This window comes from Bacillus inaquosorum, assembly GCF_023238325.1.
GTDB lineage: Bacteria > Bacillota > Bacilli > Bacillales > Bacillaceae > Bacillus > Bacillus inaquosorum.
On the sequence record NZ_CP096592.1, the window covers coordinates 3356926 to 3368773 of the forward strand.

General features: G+C 46.4%; 13 protein-coding genes and 1 pseudogene. 6 read left to right on the plus strand and 8 right to left on the minus strand.

The genetic code is table 11. From position 1 onward, the window contains the following. Positions 1–14: 14 nt before the first annotated feature. Complete coding sequence (locus M1M80_RS17080; RefSeq protein ID WP_060399443.1) at positions 15–1190, minus strand: acetyl-CoA C-acetyltransferase; 1176 nt, start codon at positions 1188–1190, stop codon at positions 15–17. A 10-nt stretch (positions 1191–1200) separates the two neighbouring features. After that, positions 1201–3570: a 3-hydroxyacyl-CoA dehydrogenase/enoyl-CoA hydratase family protein gene (locus M1M80_RS17085; protein WP_060400060.1), complete on the minus strand. Its 2370-nt coding sequence runs from the start codon at positions 3568–3570 to the stop codon at positions 1201–1203. A 173-nt stretch (positions 3571–3743) separates the two neighbouring features. Here M1M80_RS17085 and M1M80_RS17090 point away from each other — a divergent pair, with 173 nt between their 5' ends. Beyond that, positions 3744–3890, plus strand: a complete 147-nt coding sequence (locus M1M80_RS17090) for a YuzL family protein (protein ID WP_003240817.1) — start codon at positions 3744–3746, stop codon at positions 3888–3890. A 24-nt stretch (positions 3891–3914) separates the two neighbouring features. Here the strand turns inward: M1M80_RS17090 and M1M80_RS17095 are convergent, their stop codons facing one another. Beyond that, positions 3915–4823 carry a proline dehydrogenase family protein gene (locus M1M80_RS17095; protein WP_060399444.1) on the minus strand — a complete coding sequence of 303 codons (909 nt, stop codon included), beginning with the start codon at positions 4821–4823 and terminating at the stop codon, positions 3915–3917. Positions 4824–4918: 95 nt separating this feature from the next. On the opposite strand from M1M80_RS17095, the gene M1M80_RS17100 reads away from it, so the two are divergent. The 4 genes from M1M80_RS17100 to mdtP all read left to right on the plus strand — a co-directional run bounded on the left by M1M80_RS17100 (position 4919) and on the right by mdtP (position 7756). Continuing rightward, a complete protein-coding gene (locus M1M80_RS17100) occupies positions 4919–5164 on the plus strand; it encodes a hypothetical protein (protein WP_003222768.1) in 246 nt (81 codons plus the stop codon). Positions 5165–5176: 12 nt separating this feature from the next. Then, positions 5177–5509 carry a spore coat protein gene (locus M1M80_RS17105; RefSeq protein ID WP_003222766.1) on the plus strand — a complete coding sequence of 111 codons (333 nt, stop codon included), beginning with the start codon at positions 5177–5179 and terminating at the stop codon, positions 5507–5509. Between the two features lie 158 nt (positions 5510–5667). After that, positions 5668–6138 carry a MarR family transcriptional regulator MdtR gene (gene mdtR / locus M1M80_RS17110; RefSeq protein WP_060399445.1) on the plus strand — a complete coding sequence of 157 codons (471 nt, stop codon included), beginning with the start codon at positions 5668–5670 and terminating at the stop codon, positions 6136–6138. Between the two features lies 1 nt (position 6139). Next, entirely contained in the window at positions 6140–7756 is a 1617-nt protein-coding gene (mdtP, locus tag M1M80_RS17115; RefSeq protein ID WP_003240811.1) for a multidrug efflux MFS transporter MdtP, read from the plus strand. A 35-nt stretch (positions 7757–7791) separates the two neighbouring features. Here mdtP and M1M80_RS17120 read toward each other — a convergent pair whose 3' ends face one another. Next, complete coding sequence (locus M1M80_RS17120) at positions 7792–8175, minus strand: tautomerase family protein (RefSeq protein ID WP_060399446.1); 384 nt, start codon at positions 8173–8175, stop codon at positions 7792–7794. 17 nt (positions 8176–8192) lie between these two features. Continuing rightward, positions 8193–8933 carry an SDR family NAD(P)-dependent oxidoreductase gene (locus tag M1M80_RS17125; RefSeq protein ID WP_060399447.1) on the minus strand — a complete coding sequence of 247 codons (741 nt, stop codon included), beginning with the start codon at positions 8931–8933 and terminating at the stop codon, positions 8193–8195. Between the two features lie 133 nt (positions 8934–9066). Here M1M80_RS17125 and M1M80_RS17130 point away from each other — a divergent pair, with 133 nt between their 5' ends. Beyond that, a complete protein-coding gene (locus M1M80_RS17130; RefSeq protein ID WP_060399448.1) occupies positions 9067–9951 on the plus strand; it encodes a LysR family transcriptional regulator in 885 nt (294 codons plus the stop codon). A gap of 20 nt (positions 9952–9971) precedes the next feature. Here the strand turns inward: M1M80_RS17130 and M1M80_RS17135 are convergent. From M1M80_RS17135 to M1M80_RS17145, 3 genes and pseudogenes are all read right to left on the minus strand, one after another. Next, positions 9972–10260, minus strand: a pseudogene (locus M1M80_RS17135) (YusU family protein). A 27-nt stretch (positions 10261–10287) separates the two neighbouring features. After that, positions 10288–11115 (minus strand): ABC transporter ATP-binding protein, encoded by an 828-nt coding sequence (locus M1M80_RS17140; RefSeq protein ID WP_075749192.1) that lies wholly within the window; start codon positions 11113–11115, stop codon positions 10288–10290. 217 nt (positions 11116–11332) lie between these two features. Then, positions 11333–11770 carry a YusW family protein gene (locus M1M80_RS17145; protein ID WP_003240790.1) on the minus strand — a complete coding sequence of 146 codons (438 nt, stop codon included), beginning with the start codon at positions 11768–11770 and terminating at the stop codon, positions 11333–11335. Positions 11771–11848: the final 78 nt, after the last annotated feature.

Sequence of the window (11848 nt, forward strand, 5' to 3'; positions counted from 1 at the left end):
TTGTTTTTCCCCCTTTAGCATAATTCAAATACACCGGCCGCTCCCATCCCGCCGCCGATACACATTGTAACGACTCCAAATTGCTCGTTTCTCCGTTTCATTTCATGGATCAATGAGAGTGTAAGCTTTGTACCCGTACAGCCGAGCGGGTGTCCGAGTGCGATTGCGCCCCCATTGACATTCACTTTTTCTTCATCAATTCCCAGCTCTCTGATGACTTGAATGGCCTGTGATGCAAAAGCTTCGTTCAGTTCAAATAAGCCGATGTCCTGCAGCTGAAGCCCGGCAAGTTTCAAGGCGCGCGGAATGGCTTCCACCGGACCGATGCCCATCACTTCCGGCGGCACGCCGCCTACGGCAAAGGAGCGGAATTTCACAAGCGGGGCTAAGCCCAGCGCATCAGCTTTTTCCCGGTCCATCAGCATGACAGCCGCCGCTCCGTCACTCGTCTGCGAGGAGTTGCCCGCAGTAACCGTTCCGTCAACGGAAAAAGCCGGGCGCAATGTCGCTAAGATGTCGGCTGTCGTTTGCGGGCGAACGCCTTCATCCTGTGAAAACACAAACTGTTTTTCCTGCGGCTTATGGTTGTCTCCGATTTCTGTCACCGTTACTTCGACGGGTACAATCTCATCTTTAAATTTTCCCTCTGCAAGGGCTTTGGCCGCGTTCTGGTGGCTGCGAACAGCAAACGCATCCTGATCCTCGCGGGAGACGCCGTATTTTTTCGCGACCTGCTCGGCCGTGTGGCCCATGCTCATGTAATATTCCGGCGCCTTTTCTGCCAATGCGAGGTTCGGACGGGTCACATGCCCCATCATCGGAACCTGCGACATGGATTCTGCTCCGCCCGCGATCGCTGTATCGTAGGCGCCGAGCATAATCTTTTCTGCCGCATATGCGATGGACTGAAGACCTGAAGAGCAGTAGCGATTGACTGTAATCGCCGGGACCGTGTACGGCAGGCCAGCGAGCGCGCCGATATTTCTCGCCATATTAAGCCCCTGTTCTGCTTCAGGTGTCGCACAGCCGATAATCAAGTCATCAATATTGCCTTCGTAGTCGCCTGCCCGTTTCAGTGTTTCTTTTACGCAAATCGCTCCCAAATCATCCGGGCGAACGGTGGCCAGCGATCCTTTTTTTGCTTTCCCAACCGGTGTTCTTGCACCTGACACAATGACTGCCTCTTTCATAAGCTCCCTCCTAATTCCGTAAAGGTTTACCTTTCACAAGCATATGCTGCATTCTCGCTTGAGATTTCGCCTCTCCAGCCAAACTCAAAAACGCCTCTCTCTCGATCTCCAATAAATACTCTTCATCAACCTCAGTACCGAACGGCACTTTTCCGCCGGCAATGACATAAGCGAGTTTTTTCGCGATCTTGAAATCATGCTCAGATATATAGCCGGACAGTTTCATTTGCTCGGCGCCAAGCAAGAGTGCCGCATAACCGGTTTCGCCCGCCACCTTGACCTTTTTCTTTACTGGCGGCCGCCAGCCGGTGTCGTATAAAGATGCGGCAAGCTGCTTTGCATCATACAGCAGGTGGTCCTGATTTATACTGATGTGATCTGTTTCTTTTAAGATGTTCATCTCTCGAGCCTCTTGGGCGGAAGCGGACACTTTCGCCATCGCAATCGTTTCAAATGTTTTCATTGCCGCATTCATCGGATCAAGACCGCGGTGAAGATGGTTGATGTACAGCTCTTTGTTTCCTCCTCCGCCAGGGATGAGGCCGACACCGGATTCCACAAGTCCCATATAGGCTTCGCTTGCTGCTTGAATGCGCGCCGCCGGCAGGCACACTTCCGTTCCTCCACCGAGCGTCATGCCAAATGGAGCGGCGACAACCGGTTTCGCACTGTATTTGATCTTCATCATCGTCTCCTGGAAACGGCGTATCACGAAATCAACTTCCAAATAGTTGTCATCTTGGACTTCCATTAGGATCATGCCAAGATTCGCACCGACGCAGAAATTTTTTCCTTGATTCCCGATGACAAGACCTTTGTAGTTCCGCTCTGTTTCCTCTAACGCTTTGTTGATCATTTGTATGATATCAAGGCCGATCGCATTGCTTTTCGAATGAAATTCAAGAAGGGCCACATCATCTCCAAGATCGCTCAGGCTTGCTCCGCTGTTTTTCGCAATCACGCCGTTTGTTTCCTTGAGCGCTTGTAAATGAATCCGTTTCTTGTTTTCTTTCACGGCTCTGTATTCGCCGCGGTCATAATAAAATATCGTTCCGTTCTCTTTGATGTAGAAGGTTTCATTTCCTTTGTCCAGCATGTCTTTGATCCAGCCAGGCACATCTGCTCCAAGCTGCTCAAGCTTTTCCGCCGATCGCTTGAGGCCTATGGCATCCCACATTTCAAATGGGCCCAGCTCCCAGCCAAACCCCCACTTCATGGCTTGGTCAATCGCATGAATATCATCAGCAATTTCACCAAGCAGTTCGGCTGAGTAAAGCAAGGTTTGAGAAGTGATATTCCACAGCAGTCTGCCTGCTCTGTCATCCGAGTAAATAAGCGCTTTCATTTTGGCTTTTGTCCCTTTTGCCTGTTTTGCTGCTTCAAGTGAGGCTGTTTTCATTTTTGTCCGCTCGCCGTAAGTAAGCGTCACTGGATCAAGCTCATAAATCGTTTTTCCTTCTTTTTTATAAAAGCCTTGGCCGGCCTTGCTTCCGATCCACCCTTTCTGCAGCATATCGTTCATGAAGCCTGGCAGGCGGAACACTTCTTTCTCGTCACCATCCGCTTTGTCATACACATTTCGAGCGACGTGGGCGAATGTATCGAGCCCGACAACATCAAGCGTTCTGAAGGTCGCGCTTTTCGGTCTTCCGATCAGCGGGCCTGTGATTGAATCAACCTCCCCGACCTGATAGCCGCCTTTCAGCATTTCTTGGACTGTAACGAGCAGCCCGTACGTTCCGATGCGGTTTGCGATAAAGTTCGGTGTGTCCTTTGCTGTGACGACGCCTTTACCGAGGACATTTTCACCGAAGGATGCCATAAACGTTAAAATAGCAGGGTCCGTTTCCTTAATCGGAATGATCTCCAGCAGCTTTAAATAGCGGGCGGGATTAAAAAAGTGTGTTCCGAGAAAATGGGTTTTAAAATCATCCGATCTGCCTTCTGCCATTTCTTGCACTGATATGCCGGATGTGTTGCTTGAAACAATGCTTCCAGGCTTTCGATGTTCATCCACAAGAGCGAAAATTTGCTTTTTGACCTCTAGATTTTCGACAACGACCTCAATAATCCAATCTGCTTCTTTCAGCTTTGCTGCATCATCCTCCAGATTGCCTGGAGTGATATAGGAGGTATTTTTTGCTGATGTAAGGGGAGCCGGCTTTTGTTTCAGCAGTTTTTTCACTGCCTGTCGGCTCAGCCTGCTGCGCACCTCCGGACTGTCCTTCGTCAGCCCCCTTTTTTCCTCTTCCTTTGTCAAATCGTTCGGCACAATATCTAGCAGCAGGACAGGAATTCCGATGTTAGCCAAATGCGCTGCAATCCCGGAACCCATTACCCCCGATCCTAAAACGGCTGCCTTCCGAATGTGTTTGTGCATGAGACATCCCCCTTGAACATTGAATGAATAGTCATTCATTTTTTGACCAAAAAAAATGAAACCCGTTTCTTCTTTCATCTTAAAAGATTTCCGGTTCGACTTCAATAGCTAATTTGTTATTTTTTGAATGAAGCGTATAAAAGACGGGCAACTTAAGCCCGGAGGTGAAGGGAATGGTGCGAGAGAAAAAAAATCCGTCTTCAGCGGCAGTCAGCGCGGCTAGCGTAAAAGGAGACGCCGGTCCGACCCAGCATTACGGCGGCGGAAAACGGACAAGTCAAAATCAGCAGTATAAAAAACATAACATGGAACAATCATGACGCAGCTGCTTCTCGCGGCTGCTTTCACTTTTTCAAGATTCCTTTTAACACAAACGCTGCATTGGCGGGCCGTTCGGCAATTCTTCTCATAAAGTAGCTGAACCAGTCCGTTCCATATGGGACATACACACGCATTCTGTACCCTTCCTTGGCAAGTTCCTTCTGCCGCTCCGGCCTGATGCCGTACAGCATTTGAAACTCAAATTGTGACGCTGGGATATGATGTTCAGCAACGAGCTGTTTCGTAAACGCAATGATATCATCGTCATGTGTGGCGACAGCCGTGTAGTTCCCGCTTAACAGCTGCAGCTTTATTAAGCTTTGAAAATGAAGGTCTGTTCCTTTTTTGTCAGGAAACGCTACAGCCGCAGATTCTTTATACGCACCTTTCACGAGCCTGAGAATCGGCTTTAGATCGCGCATATGTCTGATATCTTCTGCCGCCCGGTACAGATATGCCTGAATCACCGTGCCGAGCATCTCAAATTCCTGTTTGCATTGCCTGTAGATGGCAAGTGTCTGTTCATAATGAGAATAGTCTTCCATATCAATGGTCACAGCAACACCATATTGCTTCGCAGCAGATAGAATAGCACGCAAATGAGAAAGGGCAAGTTCTTCTGAAAGATCGAGCCCGATTGATGTCAGCTTTAATGAAAGTTCTGAGTCCAATTGGTGTTCAGCAATAGCTTGAATGGCTTTTTTGCATTCCTCTGCGACTTGATTCGCTTCTTTTTCCGAAGCGGCATACTCGCCTAAATAATCAATTGTTGCACACAAACCGGATCTGTTTAGTCTTTTGACGGTCTTAACCGCCGATTCAATTGTATCCCCTGCGACAAATCTTCGTGCTCCAAGCCGCGTTCCGTATGCTTTTGCGAACTTGGTAAGTGTTTTATTTTGAGATAAGAATAAAAACACATGTCTCAACATCCCGATTCCCTCCTGCCGTCATCTTCAAAACACCTGTATATAACTCCCAGTCTGAAGGAAACTATAAAATGAACAGAAACCAAAGGAGGATCACAATGGATAATCAGCAGCAATCTCAAATGCCGCCTTCCGTTATTTCGACAAAGGATCATTTGTATCTGAATGACATGCTGAACTGGAATTTGCTCGCGATGAAAAAAGCGCATTTCATGGCGCAGCAGTGCCAGGATCAATCGTTAAAACAAGAACTCGACCGCGTCGGACACATGCATCACGATCACTATCAAAGAATATTAAAGCATCTGCAGCCAGGCCAGCAGCAGTCCGGCTACATCCAATAAGGAGGCGCCAGAATGAATCAGCAAAATCAGAAAATCAGCAACCCGCAGACACCTGTACCGACAACTTCGGAGATGAATGACAGAGATTTCGTCAACGAACTGCTGACAACAGAAAAATACATGACAACAGCTTATTGTACAGCCTTGCACGAATTCAGCCACGAGTCTCTTTATCAGGATATTCAATCCATTTTTGATGAGTCACAAAAAGCGCAAAGAAAACTGTATGACCTCATGTTCCAATATGGATGGTATTCTGTTGAAGCGGAGGATGCCCAGAAGCTGCAGCAGTCCTATCAAAAGTTCCAGCAGACCATTCAGCAGCAGTCTCCATACCAGCAATAACACTATCAGTAAAAGGGATACGATGTTCTTTCGGACATCTATCCTTTTTTTGTGTAAAATCAATTGACTTTTCATTTACGCTTATTTATATTTAATAAGCATTAACTATTTTGTTATCAAAATATATATACAGTGTATGTAACAGAGGGGAAATGAATATGAAGAGTGCGGATCAGTTAATGTCCGATATTCAATTATCGCTTCAGGCGCTCTTTCAAAAGATACAGCCTGAAATGCTAGAAAGCATGGAAAAACAAGGTGTCACCCCAGCGCAGCTGTTTGTGCTGGCCAGCTTAAAGAAACACGGTAGCCTCAAAATTTCTGAAATTGCCGAACGTATGGAGGTCAAGCCAAGCGCGGTGACGTTAATGGCAGATCGCCTTGAACAAAAAAATCTCATCGCCAGAACACACAACACAAAAGACAGGCGAGTGATAGATATCAGTCTTACTGATGAAGGAGACAGAAAGTTCGAGGAGGTTTTGGCAGGCAGAAAGGCCATTATGGCACGGTACCTTTCCTTCTTGACAGAGGAGGAAATGCTTCAGGCGGCCCATATTACAAAAAAGCTCGCACAGGCTGCAGCGGAAACTGATGAAAAGCAAAATATGAAAGAAGGAAACGGATGAAATGAGTAATGAAGGCAAACAATCAAAACGGACGTTATTAATAACAGGCTTAATTATTGCCATGTTTTTTTCAGCTCTTGATGGTACCATTGTCGGAACGGCCATGCCGAAAATTGTCGGTGATCTGGGCGGTTTGAGCATGATGACCTGGCTGACAACTGCATATTTGTTAACATCAACAACCATCGTTCCAATTGCCGGTAAACTGGCCGATTTATTGGGACGCCGCATTGTCTATGTATCAGGTTTGATTATTTTTATGGCAGCTTCTGCTTTGTGCGGAATGGCCAATAATATGACAGAATTGATTATCTTCCGTGGACTTCAAGGAATCGGCGGAGGCATCATGATGCCGATGGCGATGATTGTTATCGGTGACTTGTTCACAGGAAAACAGCGTGCTAAATTCCAAGGGGTCTTTGGCGCGATTTATGGGCTTGCTTCAGTGATTGGGCCGCAAATCGGCGGCTGGATTGTAGACTCGCTAAACTGGAAATGGGTTTTCTATATTAACCTTCCAGTCGGAATTATTGCGGTTATTTTTATTGCCAGAGGATTGCAGGGCCGCCAGCAGACTGGTCCGATCAACTTCGACATCGCTGGTATTTTCACGATGATTGTCGGGGTTGTCAGCCTCCTTCTCGCCCTAAGCTTTGGCGGGAAAGATTACGCGTGGGATTCATGGCAGATTCTTGGTTTATTCGCACTCGCGCTAATCGGCATTGTCAGCTTTATTATCGTAGAATCAAAAGCAAAAGAGCCAATCCTGCCAATGTATCTATTTAAAAACAGAACGTTTACATTTTTAAACCTGATCGGCTTTTTTATGAGTATCGGAATGTTTGGTGCAATTACGTTTGTTCCTTTCTTTATGCAGGGAATTGTCGGTGTAAGCGCGTCTGAATCAGGCACCATTATGACACCGATGATGATCTCTATGATTATTACAAGTATTATCGGCGGCCAGCTTGTTTACAAAATCGGCATTAAACCGCAAATCATTACAGGCATGCTGGTTATGGCCGGAGGATTCCTTCTGTTAACAACTTTGGATCTTGATACGAGCAAGCTTGTCGCTACATCGTATATGGCGATTATTGGTCTGGGAATGGGTCTGGTTATGCCGATTCTGACACTGGCTTTACAGGAAAGCTTTTCGAAGGAAGAGCTTGGGGTTGTCACCTCATCCAGCCAATTCTTCCGTTCTATCGGTGGAACATTCGGTATTACCATGCTGGGAGCCGTTATGAATGCGAGATCCGGAAGTTTATTAACTGATAAACTGGTGCCATATTTAGACTCACTTCCGGCACAGGCAAGCTCATTTGCCGCCCAGCTAAAGGGTATGATTGATACAAATCCGCAAGGGCTGCTGCAATCACTGTTCAGCCCGGACGCAATCAAACAAATCCCTGCGGCTTTCTCATCTCATATTATGCCGATTTTAAAAACATCGTTGATGGATTCGCTCCACAGTGTGTTTTATACAGGCCTGATCTTTATCGCAGTCGGAGCCGTATTTACCTTGTTCTTAAAACCTATCAAGCTATCGAATAAGAAAACGGGAGAACAAGTAAAGGAGAAAGCGGCACAAGCCGTTGAATCACCTTCCCATTAATAGAAAACCCCGTGGGTACCAATCCGCGGGGTTTTCTATTGTATCATCTGAGCCCTTCCGTTTCCGAAAGACCAATCCTCATCCTGGTTTCCGGCCAGCATGATAAACACATCTTCTTTTCTTACACCAAGCTCGGAATGAATCCCACTTGCGATTGAGCGGTAAAGCACTTTTTTCTGTTCAGTTGTTCTTGAATGCTTCAACGTAAAATGAATGTATATCAGTTCATCAGTACGCTCAACCTGCAGATAAGACGGATCATAAAAAAATTCGCTTTTTTCATATTGCCTGATCACTTGAAAATAGTCATCTTCCGGCACATTGATTTCTTCGATCATCGATTGGTGGATGGTTCTGCTTAGTTTTTTAAGCCACGCTTCGCTTCTCCCCGCCCGCAAATGAATTTGTACAAATGGCATCCCCGCATCTCCTCTCTTTACAGCGTCTGTCCGCTGTCAATTGTGATGATTTGGCCTGTGAGTGATTCCTGTTCAACAAGCGAACAAATCAATTTGGCGACCTCTTCCGGTTCAGCAATACGCTGTAACAGCAAAGTGCCGATCATGCTTTTCATTTTTTCTTCCCGGCCAGCCCACCATCTTGTTGCGACAGCTCCCGGTGCTACACCGCTCACTCTGATTTCGGGCGCTAAAGCGTGGGCCAATGATTTCGTTAAACCGTGCACCGCCGATTTTGACACTGCGTAAGGCATAGATGAGCCCGCCCCGGTTAAACCTGCGATACTGCCGACATTTACGATCGCTCCAGCCTTGCTTTTTTTCATGAATGGAACAACGGCCCGCGCGCAGAAAAACATCCCTTTCACATTGACAGCGTACAGCTCATCCCAGATGTCTTCTGTCGCAGCTTCTAGATCATCCATTGGAATATGCCGCGTAATGCTGGCGTTGTTGACTAAAACATCAATCGTGCCGTATGTTTTCACAATCGATTGAACCATATCCAGCACGTCACTGTTTTTTGATACATCCGCTTGGATGGCGAAGGCTTGCCCGCCTTCTTTTTTAATCATTTCCACGGTTTCCTCCGCTTCGGATTGCGAACGTGAATAATTCACCGCAACAACCGCTCCGCGTTTTGCCAATTCCATACTGGCAGCTCTTCCGATTCCTGTGCCGCCCCCTGTTACGAGAGCTATTTTGTTGATTACATTCATTGCCGCCACTCCTTGTTGTTGATTAAATTATCTTGCTGTTTCCATTGTAATCCAGATTGGATGTTACGTATAATGATTGTTAAAGATACTTGATATCACTCAGATTGATAGCAAATGAACGGAGGAATTCAAAATGGAAAGCGGAGATTTACGTGTGTTTCAAATGGTAGCCCGTGAAGGCACAATTACGAAAGCCGCCCTGCAGCTTGGCTATGTGCAATCGAATGTCACAGCAAGAATTCAACAATTGGAAGCTGAGCTTGGCACCATTCTGTTTTTGCGCCATAATCGCGGCATGACACTTTCTGCAAGCGGAAAACTGCTGCTGGACTACGCAAATAAAATTATCGGCTTGCTGGATGAAGCGTCTAAAGCGCTCTCATCTTCCGTCGAACCAAGCGGGCCGCTTATGATCGGCTCCACTCAGACAACCGCCGCGGTAAGGCTTCCGAAGCTTCTGGCTGCTTATTATGAAGAGCATCCAAACGTACAGCTGTCTTTAACAACAGGACATACACAATTTCTCATTGATAAAGTTCTTCGTTATGAATTGGATGGCGCGTTTATCGGATGCGAATGCAATCATCCTGAGCTCAAATCCTATCCTGCATTTGAGGAAGAACCAGTGGTTGTTTCGGCTGCTTCTGTTTCCAATGCAGAGGAAGCCATCACAAAGCCGATTCTCGTTTACAGCACAGGCTGTTCGTATCGAGAGACACTTGAAAAATGGCTGCGCTCTGTCGGCGTCACACAGCCGGTCATTATGGAATTTGGCACGCTTGAAGCGATTATCGGCGGGGTTACAGCAGGTCTTGGCATTTCTTTGCTGCCGAGAACGGTTGTGCAGAAACACGAGGCTGAAGGGTCGATTCGATTGTACCCGCTGCCTGAAGCCCTCAGACAGATGAAAACAGAATTTATTGTTCGAAAAGATTCGTTTATCAGCAGCGCGTTGCGGACCTTTATGGATTCATTTGCGCCTGATAAAACAGCATCACAAAAAAGCAGTCTGTTGTAATTGGCAGACTGCTTTTTTAGCTATTGTTTGTTTCGATGCGCTTCATTTAATTCCTTAATATGCTGAATGATACCTTTAATGCCCTGCTTTGCATCAGGATATGTCGCATTCCAATGCTTAGCGAGCGGAGGCATGCTTTTGGCTATATGCGTGTACAAAATCCATTGCTTCACTTCTTCTTTTAGCTCATTGTTTGATTCACCAAGCAGAAGCTCAGTATATTTCTCCAGCAATCCATCTAACTGCTCCTGAAGTTTTTGTTCCATTTTCCATCTTCCTTTCGAAAAAAACAGCAAGGAGCTTTCTCAGGGTGAAAGCTCCTTCCGCTGGCGTTATTTATCCATGTGATGTGAAAGCCGCTTCCTGGACAATGCATCTGCCCTTGCCATGAGGGATGCAGAGAGGCGTTCCAAACAGCGGGTCCTGTGTGACCTGACAGTTCATAGAAAACACATTTTGCACAAGATCACAAGTAATGACCTCTTCAGGACGGCCTTCAGCATAAATACGTTTATCTTTTATAGCCACGAGATGATGCGCATAGCGGCACGCCAAGTTTAAGTCATGGAGAACCATAACAATCGTCCGCTCTTCCTTTTCATTCAGCTCAAACAGCAAATCAAGAATTTCTATTTGGTGCGTCATGTCTAAATACGTCGTCGGCTCGTCTAAAAGGATGATATCCGTTTCCTGCGCAAGCGTCATCGCGATCCAAGCCCGCTGGCGCTGTCCTCCTGACAAAGAATCGACGGCGCGGTCAGCCATGTCCTCAAGCTTTGTTGCTTTAAGCGCTCTCTCAACTGCTGCCTCATCCTCTTTTGACCACTGTTTCAGCCAGTTTTGGTAAGGATATCTTCCTTGCTTGACCAGCTGATGCACTGTCAGCCCCTCTGGAGCCGAAGGACCTTGCGGCAGGATGGCGAGCTCTTTTGCGACTTCCTTCGTCGGAAGCTTGGCAATCGCTCTTCCTTCCAGCAGCACTGAACCGCCTCTTGGCTTCATCAGACGCGCTAATGAACGTAAAAGTGTCGATTTTCCGCAGCCATTGCTGCCAATAAATACGGTGATTTCACCTTTTGGAATTGTTAAATTCAACTCATCGATAATAACGGCATCCCCGTATCCTAAGCTCAGCGTTTCTGTAGAAATTGCACTCATACCCATAACCGCTCCTTTTTGCTGGCTTTTTAGCAGCACTATGTATTGCACGTTTTCTATATACATGCGTTTTAAGTCAATTGTCATCAATGCAAGTGATTCGATATTCAGCCATTTGATATGGTCATATATCCCTCATTGTAGCAGAAAACAATGACTTTGAAAATCATTTTCAATTAGTTTTTTGGACATAATTGGCGTTTATGGTTTTTTTATCACAAGGTTATTTCTTAATTTCTCTGACTGAGCCGTCCTTCAGCTTCAGTTTTAAGTCGATATGATCATAATGGCTGTCCAGATTAAATGCTGCCAGCACACTGTGGATCACTTCTGTTTCTGCCATTTGGTCTGTCACGGAAAGCTCGCTCAGGATTATTTTCATCTCATCTAATGCTTCTTCTCCCTCCTGTTTGACGCCGGAGAGCTTATCCTGTATTTCCGCTGTTTCCTGAGTCCCGTTCTTTGTATATATGCTTTCATAACGATTATGCTCACCATCCCCATAGCTCACGCGAAGCGAGAAATTGCTGTAAGGAACGGACTTCTGCTGGGTGACGGCTGTATTTTCTCCTTCTGCCTGCTGCTGATCTTCATTGAGACGGCAGCCCGCAATCAGAACCACTGCGAGACAAACAGCCCCGGCTGCTCTGATCAAATGCATATGTTTCCCCCCTGTAGGATTCCATTTGTTTTAGGTATATCCAGAGAATGAAATCCTCATTCAGAGGAGAATTGAAAA